General features: G+C 64.2%; 14 protein-coding genes and 1 pseudogene. 7 read left to right on the top strand and 8 right to left on the bottom strand.

Annotated features, from left to right (window positions below; all coding sequences use genetic code 11):
- Nucleotides 1–288: 288 nt before the first annotated feature.
- Nucleotides 289–1251 (bottom strand): annotated as a pseudogene (locus ABIA40_RS12730) (helix-turn-helix domain-containing protein); the annotation flags it as partial.
- 202 nt (nt 1252–1453) lie between these two features.
- Between ABIA40_RS12730 and ABIA40_RS12725 the strand changes: the two are divergent.
- The 4 genes from ABIA40_RS12725 to ABIA40_RS12710 all read left to right on the top strand — a co-directional run bounded on the left by ABIA40_RS12725 (nt 1454) and on the right by ABIA40_RS12710 (nt 6154).
- A complete protein-coding gene (locus tag ABIA40_RS12725) occupies nt 1454–2968 on the top strand; it encodes a caspase domain-containing protein (RefSeq protein ID WP_404541310.1) in 1515 nt (504 codons plus the stop codon).
- 378 nt (nt 2969–3346) lie between these two features.
- Nucleotides 3347–3778 (top strand): hypothetical protein, encoded by a 432-nt coding sequence (locus tag ABIA40_RS12720; RefSeq protein ID WP_404541309.1) that lies wholly within the window; start codon nt 3347–3349, stop codon nt 3776–3778.
- 211 nt (nt 3779–3989) lie between these two features.
- Nucleotides 3990–5207, top strand: coding sequence for an FAD-dependent oxidoreductase (locus ABIA40_RS12715; protein ID WP_404541308.1), 1218 nt, complete (start codon nt 3990–3992; stop codon nt 5205–5207).
- Between the two features lie 179 nt (nt 5208–5386).
- Complete coding sequence (locus ABIA40_RS12710) at nt 5387–6154, top strand: outer membrane protein (RefSeq protein ID WP_404541307.1); 768 nt, start codon at nt 5387–5389, stop codon at nt 6152–6154.
- A 110-nt stretch (nt 6155–6264) separates the two neighbouring features.
- Here the strand turns inward: ABIA40_RS12710 and ABIA40_RS12705 are convergent, their stop codons facing one another.
- From ABIA40_RS12705 to parE, 4 genes are all read right to left on the bottom strand, one after another.
- Nucleotides 6265–7035 (bottom strand): SDR family NAD(P)-dependent oxidoreductase, encoded by a 771-nt coding sequence (locus ABIA40_RS12705; RefSeq protein ID WP_404541305.1) that lies wholly within the window; start codon nt 7033–7035, stop codon nt 6265–6267.
- Between the two features lie 21 nt (nt 7036–7056).
- Nucleotides 7057–7242, bottom strand: coding sequence for a hypothetical protein (locus tag ABIA40_RS12700; RefSeq protein WP_036000069.1), 186 nt, complete (start codon nt 7240–7242; stop codon nt 7057–7059).
- A 190-nt stretch (nt 7243–7432) separates the two neighbouring features.
- Nucleotides 7433–8215 carry an outer membrane protein gene (locus tag ABIA40_RS12695; RefSeq protein ID WP_404541303.1) on the bottom strand — a complete coding sequence of 261 codons (783 nt, stop codon included), beginning with the start codon at nt 8213–8215 and terminating at the stop codon, nt 7433–7435.
- Nucleotides 8216–8657: 442 nt separating this feature from the next.
- Nucleotides 8658–10700, bottom strand: coding sequence for a DNA topoisomerase IV subunit B (parE, locus tag ABIA40_RS12690; protein WP_404541301.1), 2043 nt, complete (start codon nt 10698–10700; stop codon nt 8658–8660).
- Between the two features lie 273 nt (nt 10701–10973).
- On the opposite strand from parE, the gene ABIA40_RS12685 reads away from it, so the two are divergent.
- The gene (locus ABIA40_RS12685) at nt 10974–11504 is read left to right on the top strand and encodes a DedA family protein (protein WP_271546656.1); all 531 of its coding nucleotides are present in this window, start codon (nt 10974–10976) and stop codon (nt 11502–11504) included.
- 54 nt (nt 11505–11558) lie between these two features.
- Here ABIA40_RS12685 and ABIA40_RS12680 read toward each other — a convergent pair whose 3' ends face one another.
- On the bottom strand, nt 11559–12560 hold the full coding sequence (locus tag ABIA40_RS12680) for an MBL fold metallo-hydrolase (RefSeq protein ID WP_404541299.1): 1002 nt from the start codon (nt 12558–12560) through the stop codon (nt 11559–11561).
- A gap of 369 nt (nt 12561–12929) precedes the next feature.
- Here ABIA40_RS12680 and ABIA40_RS12675 point away from each other — a divergent pair, with 369 nt between their 5' ends.
- Both ABIA40_RS12675 and argC read left to right on the top strand, forming a co-directional pair.
- A complete protein-coding gene (locus tag ABIA40_RS12675; RefSeq protein ID WP_275509733.1) occupies nt 12930–13595 on the top strand; it encodes an FMN-binding negative transcriptional regulator in 666 nt (221 codons plus the stop codon).
- Nucleotides 13592–14575: an N-acetyl-gamma-glutamyl-phosphate reductase gene (gene argC, locus ABIA40_RS12670; RefSeq protein ID WP_036022938.1), complete on the top strand. Its 984-nt coding sequence runs from the start codon at nt 13592–13594 to the stop codon at nt 14573–14575. The genes ABIA40_RS12675 and argC overlap by 4 nt, the downstream gene beginning before the upstream one ends.
- 150 nt (nt 14576–14725) lie before the next feature.
- Here the strand turns inward: argC and ABIA40_RS12665 are convergent, their stop codons facing one another.
- Nucleotides 14726–15124, bottom strand: a complete 399-nt coding sequence (locus tag ABIA40_RS12665; protein WP_271546649.1) for an MAPEG family protein — start codon at nt 15122–15124, stop codon at nt 14726–14728.
- A 122-nt stretch (nt 15125–15246) separates the two neighbouring features.
- Nucleotides 15247–17055 (bottom strand): PHA/PHB synthase family protein, encoded by a 1809-nt coding sequence (locus ABIA40_RS12660; RefSeq protein WP_404541297.1) that lies wholly within the window; start codon nt 17053–17055, stop codon nt 15247–15249.
- Nucleotides 17056–17101 lie beyond the last annotated feature (46 nt).

Here is a 17101-nt window from a genome sequence, read left to right as displayed (position 1 = left end):
AAACCGCCGTTCGGAATCGAGGGTAATAAGGCTGTCGCGTTCCACCCCGAAACGGCGCGCTTTCGAAGAAGCTGGGGGTGCTGACTCACGCGGACAAAGCGCAAGGCTCAGGAATCGCTCTTCGATCTGAGCCGCGTCGACCCGGAACATAGGCGGGAATTGGCCAAAGTCAATGGAGCGGGCGCGGGAAGAGCCTAAAAAGCCTGAGGTTTTTGCCCAAATCACGGGCGCGGCTGGGGTTTTCCCCCGAGCCCCTCCGCCTGGCCACAACCGCCAAGACAGCAGTTGAGGCCCGTCCGAGCCTTTTGCCCGGAAATCACCTGGGGCCATGCCATAAGCGGCGTTGAACACCCGGTAATAGGTCGCCAGGCTCTCGAAGCCGCACGACGACGCGATGTCGGCGATCAGCCGTTCCGGCGCCTCGCGCAGCAGGCGGCGGCTCTGTTTCAGGCGCTCGTCGGTCACCGTCTGGGAAAAGCTCTTCTCCGCCATCTCGAACAGCATGTGCAGGTGACGAACGGAGACGCCGAGCAGGTCGGCCACCATGGCCGGCGCAAGATTGGGGTCCTGAAGGTGGCGCGCGATCAGCCGCCGGGCCTGCGAGAGGCGGGCGGTCCGCAGTGCCTCCTGTCCTCGCCGGCTTCCGGGCCGCACGATGCCGCGCTCGATCAGCGCCAGGTGGGCCAACGCCTGGACCAACGAGGTCTGGACGGCAGAGGCCGTATCGTCCGCGGCGATTTCGCCGAGATCGGCGAAGCAGGCCGCGAGCAGGGGCGCCAGGGCCAGATCGTTGAAGGTCCGGGGCGCCAGCTCGCGCATGCGCTTGTCCTGTACCGGGATGTGGCTCACGGGGATCTTGAGGATCCGCAGGTGGAAGCCCCCGGTGCCCAGCGGGGCGGTGCGGTACGGCAGGTCGGTATGGCTGGTGGCGAAGCTGCCATTGGCAATGGCAAAGTCGCTTGCGCGCATGCCGCCGAACCAGCCGCCGCTGCCGAGCTGCTGATAGACGCAGATCGCCTCACCCGGGGCATAGGCGATGTCCGACGCGCTGCGCTCGACCGCGTAGGGCGAGGCCTTCAGCTCGACGAGGCCGGCGCCGCCCAGCTTACGCAGCGAGAATTCGCCGAAGAAGTCCGCGCGCCGTTCGCGCGCGAGCTCGGCGGTGACGCCGAACAAACCCTTGGCGCGCACCTCGCGCCAATAGTCGAATCGATCCTTCGGGTCGACCTCGTCCGTACACCAGTGCAACACTGCAGCCCCTCGCTTCCGGCGAAATTGTCCAAAAGGAAACAGATTCCAGCGGAATCGGCCATAGTCGGATCGTACAATCGGAGCCCCAGCGTCCTTGAACCGTCGTCAGGTCTGGGCCGACTATCACACAGCGGCAGGGGGTCCCATGAACTGCCGTTCGAAGATCGGCGGCAGGGCCGGTTCTGCAACGGGAAATTTTGCGATGACGCGTCGGCTTTTCAGAATTCTGGCGGCCCTTGGCCTCGCGGTAGGCCTGAGCGGCTTCGCAGTGCCCGCCTGTGCCGAGAAGCGCGTCGCGCTGGTCGTCGGCAACAACGATTACAGGAACGTGCCGAAGCTGCTCAAGGCGGTCAACGACGCCCGCACCATGGGCGACACGCTGAGGCAGCTCGGCTTCTCGGTGATGGTCGCCGAGAACCAGAGCCGGCAGCAATTCTCCGAGACGCTGCTCGCCTTCGACAAGGCGATCGAGCCCGGCGACACCGCGTTCTTCTTCTATGCCGGCCACGGCTTCGAGATCGCGGGCCAGAACTATCTGCTGCCGACCGACGTGCCGGCTGCGACGGAAGGGCAGGAGGAGCTGGTGCGTGACGCCTCGATCCTGGCCGACCGCATCGTCGAGCGGCTGCAGAACAAGAAGGCGCGGACCTCGATCCTGGTGTTCGACGCCTGCCGCAACAATCCGTTCGAGCGCAAGGGCACCCGTGCGGTCGCCGGCGCCGGCGGTCTCGCACCGATGACCCAGCTGCCCGAGGGCGTGTTCTCGGTGTTCTCCGCGGGTCCCCGCCAGACCGCGCTCGATCGGCTCTCCAATGACGACGCCAATCCAAACTCAGTGTTTACTCGCACCTTCGCCAAGGAGCTGCTCAAGCCCGGCGAGAATCTGGTGCAGGTGGCGCAGCGTACCCGCCGTGCCGTCAGCGAGCTCGCCGACACCGTGAAGCACAGGCAGGTGCCTGTTTATTTCGACCAGATGGTCGACGATGTCTTCCTCAGCGGCCTCGCCAAGGACATCGCCGCGCGTTCGGACGATCCGCCGCCCACGAAGCTTGCGGCTCTGCCGCCGGTGTCGGTGCCGCAGATGCCCAAGGAGGAGACCCTCAACGCGCCGATTGCGAGCTTCTCGCGTCACAATGGCGGCTGGAGCGTGACCTTCTCTTTCGCCGATCCGACGCTCGGCATTTCCTGGCGCATGGCCGGCGCGGGCGATTTCCGCGAGACCGGCTTCATCGACACACTCGATCCGCGCACCCGCAAGCGGATGCCGAACCCGTCGATCGAGCTGCCGCCGGATGCGCAGGCCGGGACCATCGAGGTCCGTTATGTCGATCAGTCCGGCGACATGCAGGGCCCGTTCCCGATCAGGTTCGATCCCGAGGCCGCGCTGATCCGCGACCAGCGCAAGATCCTCGACATGACCTCGACGAGCTGGCTGTCGTTCCGCGAGTTCAACGGGCTGCTCGTCTACTACACGCATCTCGTCTCCTACCGCTGCGCCATTCGCGAGGTGCGCATCGGCGTCGACACCGCCGTGCCCAACCAGGTGCTGAAGATGCCGCCCTGCGACATGCGCGACCCCAGCGCGGTCAGCGCCGGCATGCCGCTCTACATGAAGCTCGCGCCAAGCACGAAATCCGTCTCGGTGGAGCTGACCTATCGCGACGGCAGCGTGTCGGAGATCAAGAGCTTTCGCAGCGCGAACCGGAGCAATAATTGATGCGCTGTTCGATTGTGACGGGATGATCTTGCGCAGCGGCCGAACTTAAATCGGACAAGCCAAGGTGAAAGTGCTAGAGCCGGGAATGACAAAATTCATTATTGTCGCGCTCCTTACGACGCTTCCGGTTCTGGCTCAAACGAATCCAGTTCCCACAGCCCCACCTCTCACCGATCGCGAACGCGTCCAGGCGGACCGCGCGAAGGCCGCCGAGGATGAGAAGGGGGCTCCGGCCACGCGACCATGGGATCGCGACGCCGAGGGCAAACGGCCGTGGGACCGCAAGCCGCCAAAGTCCTGAGACGAGAAGCTCGCTTCCCCTGCGGAAGGAACAACTCCTGCCGGGCTGGATTGTCTGCCAAACCAGGGAGACGATCCATGATCCGTAAATCCATCCTCGTCACGATCGCTTGTGCTGCGCTTTCGACGGCCGCCCTTGCTCAAGGAGGCGGTGGTGGCGGAGGCGGTGGTGGTGGCGCAGGTGCGGGCGCCGGTGCCGCGGCAGGCACGGGGACCGGCGGAGCCAGCGGCGGATCTGCGGCCTCATCGGGTGCCGGAATGGGGACGTCATCCAGCAGTGCCAATTCCGGGCCGTCGGCTCCCTCTGGGATGGGAACGCAGGGCACCACCACAGGCGCCAACATCAACACCAATAACAGCCCGACCAATCCCAACGTTCAGGCGCCGACTGCCGCCGGCAAGTCGCCCACGGCAGCTCAGGCCGAGCGAAACATGGGTGCCGGGCGCGCTCCGAATGGGGTGCCGATCGGCAGTCCGGGGTCCGGGACCAGCAGCGAGGATCAGAAATAGTCGAACGCGATTGTCACGGAAGGCTCGCACGAAACGGGCCTTTCATTTGACGCCGGTCTGCTGCTCCCAACCGGCATTGATCCACCTGCGCCCTGCATAATTAGGACTGTCTTTGACCTGAATCGCGCTAGTATCGGCGGACATCTCTTCATCGATACTCACCTCGCGGTTCGCGTCTGCAGTGACACCCGACCAACAACCTGCGAAGACCATGAAGGTCCGCTGCTGCATCGTCGGCGGGGGACCTGCCGGCATGATGCTCGGCTACCTCCTGGGACGCGCCGGCATTGACGTCGTGGTGCTGGAGAAGCATGCCGATTTCTTCCGCGACTTCCGCGGCGATACCGTGCATCCCTCGACGCTTGAAGTGATGGATGAGCTCGGCCTGATCGACGGCTTCCTGAAGCTGCCGCACCAGCGCCTGCAAAAGATGGACGGCCTGTTCGGCGGCACGCCGGTGCGCATTGCCGATCTCAGCCGGCTCCATACCAAATACCCCTTCATCGCCTTCATGCCGCAATGGGACTTCTTGAATTTTCTGCGCGAGGCGGGCAGGCGCTTCGCCTCGCTCGAGGTGATGATGAGCATGGAGGCGACCGATCTGATCCGCCGCGGCGAGACGATCGCCGGCGTGCGGGCGAAGACGCCTGAGGGCATCATCGACATCGAGGCCGATCTCACCATCGCCTGCGACGGCCGGCATTCGACGGTGCGCGAGCGCGCCGGCCTTAGCGTCGAGGAGATCGGCGCGCCCATGGACGTGCTGTGGTTTCGCGCCGGCCGCAGACCCGAAGAGACCGAGAACGTGTTCGCGCGGGTCGAGCCCGGCAAGATGATGATCACCTTCGACCGCGGCGATTATTGGCAGTGCGCCTATGTCATCGCCAAGGGACAGTACGATGCGGTGAAGGCGAGGGGACTTTCGGCGCTGCTCGACGACGTCGTGCGCATGGCGCCGATCCTCCGCTCCGGCATCGCCGAGGTGAAGAGCTTCGACGACGTCAAGCTGCTCACCGTCGCGATCAACCGTCTGACGCGCTGGACGCAGCCAGGCCTGTTGTGCATCGGCGATGCCGCCCATGCGATGTCGCCAATCGGCGGCGTCGGCGTCAATCTCGCCGTGCAGGATGCGGTTGCAACCGCGAACCTCCTGGCGGACAAGCTGCAGCATGGCTGCCCGTCCGAGCACGAGCTCGATGCCATCAGGCGCCGTCGCGCGTTCCCGGTGAAGATGACACAGCGCATGCAGGTGGTCGTGCAGAACAACATCATCAGTGGCGCCCTGCAGGGCGGCGATCGGCCGCTGAAGGTGCCGCTGGTCGTGCGTCTCATCACCGCGCTGCCATGGCTGCAGGGCATCCCGGCGCGCCTGCTTGCGCTCGGCGTGCGGCCCGAGCACGTGCATTCGCGCGCCGCACCGCAATCCTAGCGTAGGACTTCGGTAGGGATAACGCGGCGTGAATTCGCGCGCGATGCGTTGCACGCTTGCAACATCGCCATCGGATTCACGGCGTGATGCTGGCCCAACCGCCACGTTAACCGTGTTGATTTCAATTTTAGTAAGAGCCTGATGTGACCGTGCGCCCATCCAAGGACACGGGGTGTACCATGCGTAATAAGTTGATTGCCGCCTTCGCCTGCACGACGGCTCTGGTTTCGACCGGTGCGGCCTCCGCCGCCGATCTCGGTGCGCGCTACACGAAGGCGCCCGCCTATGTCGAGCCGCTGTTCAACTGGACCGGCTTCTATGTCGGCGGCCATATCGGTGGCGCATGGACCAACCAGCAGTTCATCAACAACGGCACCGGCGCGGCGTTCGGCGATCTGCTGCCGGGAGAGGGCTATCGCCAGCGCAACGCGGGCGTCATGGGCGGCGCCCAGATCGGCTACAACTGGCAAGCCAACAACTATGTGTTCGGCGTGGAAGGCACGATTTCGGGTCTCGACAACAAGGGCTCGTTCACGAACACCGCGTTTGGCGCCGGGGATGACGTGTTCTCCTGGCGTACCAACGTGCTCGCCACCGTGGTCGGCCGCGCCGGATTCGCCGTGCAGAACAACCTGTTCTATTTCAAGGGCGGCTATGCCGGCGCGAACAACCGCCTCTCGGTCACCGACACCGTCGGTGTGGCGACGGGTTCGGGCGGACAAACCCACTGGGCCAACGGCTGGACCGTGGGCGCCGGCTGGGAGTACGGCGTCACCCGCAATTGGATCGTCGGCCTCGAATACAACTACGCGGCCTTCACCAGCCAGACCTATCAGCTCGGCGGCACCTCCGGAAACTACACCTTCGATGCCAAGCCGCGCGACATCCAATGGGCCGTGGTGCGCGCGAGCTACAAGTTCGACGCACCCACCATCGCCCGCTACTGAGCACGTCGACGCAACGCGACCAACGATCAAGAAAAGCACTGTCTCAATTCAAAAGCCCCGGCGTCGTCCGGGGCTTTTTTTTGCGTTGTTGGATGGCGCGCAGACCGGCCTCAGGCCATTACCGAGAATCCGCCGTCGACCGGGATCGCGGTGCCCGTGACGAAATTCGACGCGGGCGATGCCAGGAACACGGCGATGCCGGCGAAGTCGTCGATGTCGCCCCAGCGCCCCGCAGGCGTGCGCGCCAGCACGCGTTCGTGCAGCCCCGAGACCTGCTGCCGCGCGCCGCGGGTGAGATCGGTGTCGATCCAGCCCGGCAGGATGGCGTTGACCTGGATGTTGTCGGGCGCCCAGGCATTGGCGCAGGCGCGGGTGTACTGCACGATGCCGCCCTTGCTGGCCGCATAGGCGGTCGCGAAGCTCGCGCCGAAGATCGACATCATCGAGCCGATGTTGATCACCTTGCCGTTGCCGGACGCCTTCAGCGCCGGATAGGCCAGCTTCGAGCACACGAAGGCGCTGGTGAGATTGTTGTCGATCACCTTGTTCCACTCGTCGAGCTCGAGCTCGTGCGGCGGCTTGCGGATGCTCATGCCGGCATTGTTGACGAGGATGTCGATGCGGCCGAGCTCCTTGACGACACGGTCGATCATGGCTGCGACCGCCGCCTTGTCGGTCACGTCGGTGGCGACGGCGATCGCCTTCACGCCGCGCTGCCTGAGATCGGCCACGGCGGTGGCGGACTTGCTCTCGTTGCGTCCGACCACGGCGATGTCGGCGCCGGCATCGGCGAGGCCGCGCGCCATGCCGAGCCCGATGCCGCCATTGCCTCCCGTGACGATCGCGACCTTGCCGCGGAGATCGAACCGGCTGGATGTCATGCTTGTATTCCCTGGTTTCTTCTATTGGTTGCTCTGCCAGATCAGCACCAGCCCGAAGCCGGCCATGGCTGCGCCATAGCCGGCCCAGTGCAGCTGGTTGACCATGAAGCTCGATCGAGGCCACGGAACCGTGCCCGTGCCCTGTCCGATCCAGAGCAGCCCGAGAGCGGTTGCAAACAGGCCTGCCACCAGCAGAAATCTGCGCATGCCTTCCTCCCATCGGTCCGCTTCTGTCGCGCTCCACGGCATCAACGACTGCCGCAGCCACGAAAACTTGCCGACAGACTAGCCGTAGCTCTGGTACGGACACAATGGGCCGTGGCCGCAAGGACGCTAGAGCCCAAAACGAAAAAGCCCCGGCGATGCCGGGGCTTTGACGCTTGATCGTGAGATCGGATCAGTACTTCGCGACGACCGGACCGGTCCAGTTGAAGCGGTAGACCAGCGAGGTGCTGATGGTCTGGTTCCAGTGGGTGGTGCGGATGCTGTTGGCGAGCGGAACGTTGCCGACGTCGGTCAGCTCCGTGTTGGTCTTGCCGCTGTAGAAGGCCGAACGATACTCGGTCTTCATGAACCAGCCAGGCGAGGTGATGCCGAAGAAGTTCAGGCTGTTCTCGACGCCGCCGCCGACGAACCAGCCGTGACGATCGTAACCGTCGAGGTGGATACCAGCGGGCGTGCCGGCGAGGTTGGTGAAGTTGGTGCGGCCGAAATGCGCGCCCGAGTAACCGCCGTTCACGTAGGAGAGAACGTTCGGTGCGACCAGCCAGCCGAGGCGAACACCAGCAGCCCACGAGGTTTCCAGCTTCTGGCTGCCCGTGAGGCCAAAGATAGGATCCTGGATGGTGCCCTTGATGCTGCCGAACTGACCGTCAGCGAACACACCGGCAACCCAGGTGCCGCTGAACTGCCAGTCGTAACCGGCGCCGACGGTGCCGAACCAACCCGAGCCGCCCTGACGCTGATTGATCGTCAGCGGAACCGCGCCCACCGTGGTCTGCACATGCTGGTCGGTGTTGGAGAGACCGCCGCCGCCGCCGCCGAAGACGTAGAAGCCGGTCCAGTTGGCGACGGGCGCCGGCATCGGAGCCTTCGCATAGGGACGAGCGCCCAAGTCGGCAGCCGAGGCCGAACCGGTCATCGCCGCGAGCGCGGTCAAAGCGAGCAATGTCTTCTTCATTTTAAATCCCCAAACCTTGTCGGCGCGAGCGCACTGAAGTCCGTGTCATCTGATGCCTGAACTATAGACGGTTCTTGCCGAAATGCTGTTGCCGGACAGGCACAGTCGCCGGAAAACGCCGGTGCGCGGGTATTTTGCGGCGGCGTCTCCTAGATCTAGAAAAATTGTTATATTTCAATGGCTTGAGCAAGTTTTGGCGACTTGATCTTGAGTAAGGTTTCGTTAGCAAATTCGGTTTTGTCCGAGACGGAGGCAATCCTGCTCCCGGCCGCAACATCCGCTGAGTCGCTGGCCGAGTCGCCGCGAGGCGCATCCCCGGAAGCAACGAAGATCCCGGCAGCACACAAGGTAAACTGGTCCGAAACAACGGCCGTTGCCCCAAAGACACAGCCCCGGCTTTGGGCCGGGGCTGTGTTGGCGTGCAGCCGGTTTGGTTGCCGCCTCAAACGTCCAGCAGCTCGTCGCTGGCAAACTCGGCCTTGTCCGAGATGAAGGCAAAGCGCGCCTCGGCCTTGGTGCCCATCAGCCGCTCGACCGAATCCGCCGTGGTGTCGCGGTCGTCGGCCAGCAGCACCACCTTGAGCAGCGTCCGCTTGGCCGGGTCCATGGTGGTCTCCTTGAGCTGCGCAGGCATCATCTCGCCGAGCCCCTTGAAGCGGTTCACCTCGACCTTGGCGTTGGCGTTGAACGCGCTCTTGAGCAGCGCCTCCTTGTGGGCGTCGTCGCGGGCGTAGACCGACTTGGAGCCGTGGGTCAGCTTGTAGAGCGGCGGCACCGCGAGGAAGAGGTGGCCTTCGTCGATCAGCCGCGGCATCTGGCGGTAGAAGAAGGTGATCAGGAGCGAGGCGATGTGGGCGCCGTCGACGTCGGCGTCGGTCATGATGATGATGCGCTGGTAGCGCAGATCCTCCTCGCGATATTGCGCGAGCGTGCCGCAGCCGATCGCCTGCACGAGGTCGGAGAGCTGCGCATTCGCCGTCAGCTTGTCCTTGCCGGCGGAGGCGACGTTGAGGATCTTGCCGCGCAGCGGCAGCACGGCCTGGGTCTTGCGGTCGCGCGCCTGCTTGGCGCTGCCGCCGGCCGAGTCGCCCTCGACGATGAACAGCTCCGAGCCCTCGGTGCCGGCATCGGTGCAGTCGGCGAGCTTGCCGGGCAGGCGCAGCTTCTTGCCGGCCGTCTTGCGCGCGGTCTCCTTCTCCTGCCGCCGCCGCAGCCGCTCCTCGGCGCGGTCGATGACGAAGTCGAGCAGCCGGTTGGCCATGTTCGGATTGCCCGACAGCCAATGGTCGAACGGGTCCTTCATTGCCTGCTCGACGATGCGCTGCGCTTCGGCGGTGGCGAGGCGATCCTTGGTCTGGCCCTGGAATTCGGGCTCGCGCACGAACACCGACAGCATCACGGCGGCGCCCACCATCACGTCTTCCGAGGTGACGGAGGCGGCGCGCTTGCCCTGGCCGACGCGCTCGGCGTGATCCTTCAAGCCGCGCAGCAGCGCGCTGCGCAGGCCGGATTCGTGGGTGCCGCCGTCGGGCGTCGGCACGGTGTTGGTGTAGGAGGAGAGGAAGCCGTCGGCATCCGCGGTCCAGGCCACCGCCCATTCGCAGGCGCCGTGCGCGCCGTTGCGTCCTGACTTGCCGGAGAAGATGTCCGGATGCACCAGCGTGTCGGCGTGGATCGCGGCAGCGAGATAGTCCTTGAGGCCGCCCGGGAAGTGGAACGTCGCTTCCGCCGGCACGTCCTCGACGCCTTTGAGCAGCTCGGGCGCGCAGTTCCAGCGGATCTCGACACCGCCGAACAGGTAGGCCTTCGAGCGCGTCATCTTGAACAGGCGCTGCGGCTTGAACGCGGCCTTCTGCCCGAAGATGTCGGTGTCGGGCTTGAAGCGCACGCGCGTGCCGCGGCGATTGTTGACCTTGCCGAGGTCCTCAAGCTCGCCCTTGGGATGGCCGCGCTCGAAGGTCATGCGGTAGAGCTTCTGGCTGCGCGCAACCTCGACCTCGAGACGCGAGGAGAGGGCGTTCACCACCGAGATGCCGACGCCGTGCAGACCGCCCGAGGTCTCGTAGACCTTGCTGTCGAACTTGCCGCCCGAATGCAGCGTGCACATGATGACTTCGAGCGCCGACTTCTTCGGGAATTTCGGATGCGGATCGATCGGGATGCCGCGGCCGTTGTCGGTGACGGTCAGGAAACCGTCCGCACTCAGCTCGACTCCGATGAAGGTCGCGTGCCCGGCCAGCGCCTCGTCCATCGAGTTGTCGATGACTTCGGCGAACAGATGATGCAGCGCCTTCTCGTCGGTGCCGCCGATATACATGCCCGGCCGGCGCCGCACCGGTTCCAACCCTTCGAGCACCTCGATGTCGGCTGCCGTGTAATCGGCTTCCCCGCCACTGCGCGGCGCCGCCTTGACGGCGGCGCGGGCCTTCGGCTCGTCACCGCCGAAAAAATCGTCTTTTGCTTTTGGCTTCAACTGTTTGGACATATATCTTGATGCGGTTTGAGGGCTGCAGAGGCAGCGAATCGGTTAGGCCGACTATGCCACTTCTGACTTGGAAAGGTTACCGCAGGGCGGTCGGGCGCTGTGGGTTGGGAGGCAATCCCGGCGATTTTACGCCGCAGCCTCGCCATTTCCCGGCAATTTGACGCTCCGGCCTGGTGATGTCGGGTTATGTGACTTGATGTCACACAAGTCCTTGGCTTACCAGTCCTTTTCATCGAGCAGCACCTTGAGACGGGGCGGGAAGGCTAATCTGGTATGGAGCAGTTTGCGCACGCCCTCGTCGAATTCGTGCGCGCTCACCAGGCTTGGGCCGCGCCGATCGTATTCCTGCTCGCATTCGGGGAGTCGCTTGCCTTCATTTCGATTTTGGTCCCGGCCTGGGGCGCGCTGGTGGCGATCGGTGCGCTGATCGGGGCCAGCGGCATCAATTTCTTCCCGGTCTGGATTGCCGGCGCACTCGGTGCGGCGCTGGGCGATTGGGTCTCCTATTGGTTCGGCTTCCGCTACAAGGAGCGGGTCGCGCAGATGTGGCCGCTCTCGCGCTATCCGGAACTCCTGCCCAGGGGCGAGGCTTTCGTGCGCAGCTGGGGCATTCCCAGCATCTTCATCGGGCGCTTCTTCGGCCCCTTGCGCGCCTCGGTGCCGCTTGCGGCCGGCATCTTCGAGATGCCCTATTGGACCTTCCAGGCCGCAAACTTTGTCTCGGCCCTGATCTGGTCCGCCGTGCTCCTGCTGTTCGGCGACGTGCTCGCCAAGATCATGGAATGGATCTGGCGCGTGATCTGACCGGGCAACCGGGGCTGCCCGGTCAGGGCGTCAGGCCAAGCCTACTGCGCAAGCCTACAGCGATGCGTTCCAGATCGCGGGGATCCAGCGGTAGCCGGAGCCGTCCTTTTCCTTCTCGACCCGGACGAGACCGGGGAAGGCGGCGTGGAAGGCCTGGATCGGCATCTTCTCGGCAATCGCCATGTCGTAGAGCTTGCGGCGCGTTTGCTGGGCCAGCGGTTTGTCTACATCGGATGCGATGTTCCATTCGGGATGCTTCACGAACAGGAACGCTGCGCCCGCGGTGATGTCCACCTGCACCAGCACCTTCTCGGCGCCGGAGGCGACGATGAAGGAATTGTGGCCCGGCGTGTGGCCGGGGCTCGCCATGGAGGTGATCCCGGGCGCGACTTCCTTGCCGGCCTCATATTGCGTGACCTTGCGGCCCAGGGCATCGAACACGCGGCGGATGTTCTTGAAATTGTTCTCGAGGATCGGATTGCCCATCCCCTTGCTCATCTCGCCGTCATCCATCCAGAACTTCCATTCCACCGCCGGAACCATGATCTCGGCATTGGGGAAGGCGGGCTTGTTCTCGGCCGCCAGCAGGCCGTTGATGTGGTCGCCATGGAAATGGGAGATGATGACGGTATCGACCGCCGCGCGGTCGATGCCGGCGGCGGCGAGATTGTTTTGGAATTGGCCGACCTTGCCCTTCGACTGTGTGAACTGGTCGGGACCGAGCCCGGTATCGATGACGACGAGCTTCGGTCCGGTGTTGACCACCACCGGGTTGAAGGTGTGGGTGACCTTGTCGGCCGGCAGGTGGTGCTCGGCGAACACTTTGTTGATGTCATCCTTGCTGGCGCCGGCGGCGTAATTGTCGGTCAGATTGACGGTCGCAACGCCGTCGCAGACCACCGTGACCTGGTGGGTGCCGACATTGTAGCGATAGAAGCTCGCATTCTGCTTCTCGGCCAGCGGCGCGGCGGCGCCCGCGGGCGAAATCTTCACGAAAGGCAGGAGCGCCGATGCGGCGGCGCCTGCTAGCGTTGCGCGACGAGTAATCTCGGTCATGGTGATGTCCTGAGGCTGGGTGCGAACGGCTCGGGGCCGGCGAAGAGGTTGTGTCCCGCCGGTCGTTCTCGAAAACCCCTACTTTTAGTAGAAATTCCACGGCGGTCCGATGACATCTGTGCGCATCCTGCCGTCCCACTGAACCGATTTACTCTTGACCATGGAACCAGCTGGCATTATAGCCGCGCGCCATGATCAACGCCGCGACCATTCTGTTCGCCCGTCGCCGCCGCCGCAGCTTAGCGGTTTGGGCGGTCGATCGCGTTTGAGATCATCGTCTTTGCCGCTGGACCCGATCCGCGGCATCCTCTCTCCTGTCAGCGCGATCTGATCCGGCGGCCCCCCGAGGAGGCCCAGCAGGAGACCACGATGTACACGCCACCCTTTTTCAAGCAGGACCGCGCCACGAGCCTGAAATTTGCCGAGGAGCGCGGCTTCGGTACGATGTGCGCCTTCGATGGCAAGCGGCCGATCGCCTCGCCGCTGCCGTTCTATTTGACCTATGCCGCGGACGGCACCCCGCAGGCTGCCTTTCATCTCGCCCGTCACAATCCGCTGCTAAAGCTGGCGGGCGGCGAGGCGTCGTGGCTGCTCGCGGTCAACGGCCCGGATGCCTATGTATCGCCGGACTGGTACGTCTCGCCGGATCAGGTTCCGACCTGGCTCTACCAGTCGGTGCATCTGAGCGGGCCGGTTCGGCTGTTGTCGGATGACGAGCTGGCGGTGCAGCTCGAGACGCTTAGCGCCAAGTTCGAGAGCTGGCTGTTGCCGAAAAAGCCGTGGACGTCGGCCAAGATGACGGCGGGTCGGCTGGAGACGATGAAGAAAGGGATCGTTGGGCTGGTCATGACCGTTGAGGAGGTCGAAGGCAGCTTCAAGCTGAACCAGCACAAGTCGGATGCCGATTATGCAGCGATCGCGAATGCGCTTGACGGCGGCGATGCCGATGCCAAGCGGATCTCACAATTGATGCGGCAGGCAAGGCCGCAGATTTTCGCAGACGACACGAACATGCTCGAAGGGAGCGCATCATGAGCCTCGCTGACACCACCAAAGCTCCGGCCACCAGCGCGGCCAAGAAGCCGGCCACCGTCTTCGTCGACGGCGGCTCCGGCACCACCGGGCTCGGCATCAACGAGCGGCTGAAGCTCCAAAGCGACGTCGCGGTGAAGACCATTGCCGACGACAAGCGCAAGGATCCCGCGGCCAAGAAGGCGCTGATGGAGGAGGTGGATCTTGTCATCCTCTGCCTTCCCGACGATGCCGCCAAGGAAACCGTTGCCCTGGTCGACGGCATGGGGGCTCACGCGCCGAAGGTGCTGGATGCCTCGACCGCCTACCGGGTCGCGCCGGACTGGGCTTACGGCTTTGCGGAGCTGACGCCTGACCAGGCCGGCAAGATCAAGGCCGCGAAGAAGGTTTCCAATCCCGGCTGCTATCCGACCGGCGCGATCGCGCTGCTGCGGCCGATCGTCGATGCCGGCCTGCTGCCGCCTGATTATCCCGTCACCGTCAACGCGGTGAGCGGCTATTCCGGCGGTGGCAAGTCGATGATCGCAAGCTTCGAGGATGGTAGCGCGCCGTCCTTCGAGCTCTACGGCCTCGGCTTCGAGCACAAGCATCTGCCGGAGATGCAGCTCTATTCGAACCTGACACGGCGGCCGATCTTCATTCCCTCGGTCGGCAATTATCGCCAGGGCATGCTGGTCTCGGTGCCGCTCCAGCTCGACACGTTGCCGGGCAAGCCAGGCGGCGCCGACCTGCAGGCCGCGATGGCAAAGCGTTACGCCGGCTCGAAATACGTCAAGGTGATGCCGCTGCAGAACGAGGCGAGCAAGGGCGGCCGGCTCGAGCCGGAGGCGCTCAACGAGACCAACATGCTCGAGCTCTACGTCTTCGCCAGCGACAAATATCACCAGGCGCTATTGGTCGCCCGGCTCGACAATCTCGGCAAGGGGGCATCCGGCGCAGCCGTGCAGAACATGCGGCTGATGCTCGGCCTGCCGGAGGAGTGAGGCAGGCACTGCTCGTGCCCCGGACGCAGCGCAGCACTTCTTCAGTGATGCGCTGCAGAGCCGGGGCCCATCTATGCTTCGCTTGTTGCGTTCTGGGTCCCGGCTCTACGGCACGTCACCAATGTGCCGCGCCTTGTCCGGGACACGAGACTAAACCACCCTGAAGATCGCCAGCACCAGCACGGCCTGGGCGAAGAAGCCGACGGTGAAGGCGAGGGTGCGGAACACCGGAATTCCGAGCGCATAGACGATGATGTGCGCGACGCGCGACCAGAAATAGACCGCGCAGGCAAGCACCGTCCATTTCGTGGAATAGTCGATCGCGTTCAGGATCAGCACCAGCGGGGCGAAGATGACGAGGTTCTCGACCGCGTTGTCATGGGCGAACATCAGCCGGTTTGCCCACTCCGCCTGCGGCTTGTCGCCGCGCGCGGGGTTGGCCATGGCACCGCTCAAACCGCGAACCTGGCAGCGGTTGATGATGTAGGGAACCCACAGAACTCCCGTCAGGATCACCGTCAGTGTCAGCCAGAACAATTCGCGTGTCATAGTGCCGGTCCCCTGTGTCGTCGCTGGATTGAGGAGAGAGCATGATCCGGAAAAGTGAGTAGCGATTTTCCGAAAAGATCATGCTCAAACAATTATCCTATACGAAAGCGCGCCGGATTCCGCTACGCGCGAACTCTGACATAGCTGCCGGGCGCGTCCTCGATCGGCGGGAATGCGTCGCTGCCGACCGCGCGCGCCGGGACTTCCTCGGGATCGAGCTCGCCGAGCCACTCCCGCCAGTCCGGCCACCACGAGCCCTTGTGCTCCACGGCGCCCTTCATCCACTGCGCGACGCTGACGTTCTTGATGTTGTCGTTGGTCCAATACTGGTACTTGTTCGCGGCAGGCGGATTGACCACGCCCGCGATGTGGCCCGAGCCGGACAGCACGTATTTCACCGGGCCGCCGAAGAATTGCGAGCCGTAGAGCACCGATTCCGCGGGCGCGATGTGATCCTCGCGGGTGGCGAGATTGTAGACCGGCACCTTCACCTTGGAGAGATCGAGCAGGGTGTTGTCGAGCGCCATCGTGCCGGTGGAGAGCCGGTTCTCCAGGTAGCAATTGCGCAGGTAATAGGAATGGTTGGCCTGGGTCATCCGTGTCGCATCGGAGTTCCAATGCAATAGGTCGAATGCGCTCGGCTGCTGGCCCTTCAGATAGTTGCTGACCACGTAGGACCAGATCAGGTCGTTGGACCGCAGCATGTTGAAGGCCATGGCCATCTTCGAGCCTTCGAGCACGCCGACCGTTTTCATGTCCTGCTCGAGTGCCGCGATCTGCTCCTCGTCGACGAACACGAGCAGATCACCGGCATGGGTGAAGTCGACCTGGGCCGCGAAGAACGTCGCGGACGACACGCGCTGGCGGCGCTTCTCGGCGAGCCAGGCCAGCGTGGTCGCGAGCATCGTGCCGCCGACGCAATAGCCGGCGGTATGCACCTTCATCTCGCCGGTGATCTTCTCGATCACGTCCATCGCCGTGAGCGGGCCTTCCTTCATGTAGTCTTCCCAGCCCTTGTTGCCGAGCCGCTTGTCGGGATTGACCCATGAGATCACGAAGACGGTGATGCCCTGGTCGACGCACCACTTGATGTAGGATTTCTCCGGCTTGAGATCGAGGATGTAGAACTTGTTGATCCAGGGCGGCACGATTAGGAGCGGCGTGCGCAGCACCTTCTCCGTCGTCGGCGAATACTGGATCAGCTGCATCATCTCGTTCTGGTAGATCACCTTGCCCGGCGTCGTCGCCATGTTGACGCCGACGACGAGATTGTCCGGGTTGGACTGGCGGATCTTCAGCATGCCCTTGCCGGCGGCGATGTCCTCGGCCAGCATCTTCAGGCCGCGCGCGAGGTTCTCGCCGCTGGACGCCACCGTCTCGCGCAGCACTTCGGGGTTGGTCAGCACGAAGTTCGACGGCGAGAGCGCGTTGGTGACCTGCTGGACGTAGAACTCGGCCTTGCGGCGCGTGTGCGGATCGAGCCCTTCGGCGTCGCGCACCAGCTCCTGCGCCCATTTGGTCGTGAGCAGATAGAGCTGCATGACGAAGTCGAAGAACTGGTTCGACTTCCATTCCGGATCGGCAAAGCGCTTGTCGCGCGGCGAGGGGGCGATCGCCGGCTCGGCGTCCTGGCCGGCCATGCGACGCACCGCCGAGCCCCACAGGTCGAGATAGTCCTTGGCGAGCTTGGTCTGGAGATCGGACGAGCGGGACGTGTCCGACAGCCAATATTCGGCGACCGACGTGAACGTCTTGACGACCTCGGCAAGCTCGGCCGGCGGACGGTCCTGCACCTCGCCGCTCTCGCGCGGCTTGAGGTAGGCGGCGAGCGCCTTGCCGCCGCTCTCCATCGCCCGCGCGACGTTCATCGCAAAGGCTTCGGCGTCGAACTTCGTCTCGGGTTTCGGCGTATCGGTCGTGGCCATACTCATGAGCAGAACAGTAACGATTCATTCCGTATTCGTCACCGCGAAGCTC

It is taken from the genome of Bradyrhizobium sp. USDA 223 (assembly GCF_044909005.1).
GTDB classification, from domain to species: domain Bacteria; phylum Pseudomonadota; class Alphaproteobacteria; order Rhizobiales; family Xanthobacteraceae; genus Bradyrhizobium; species Bradyrhizobium yuanmingense.
This window is presented reverse-complemented; position numbering and strand designations above follow the sequence as displayed.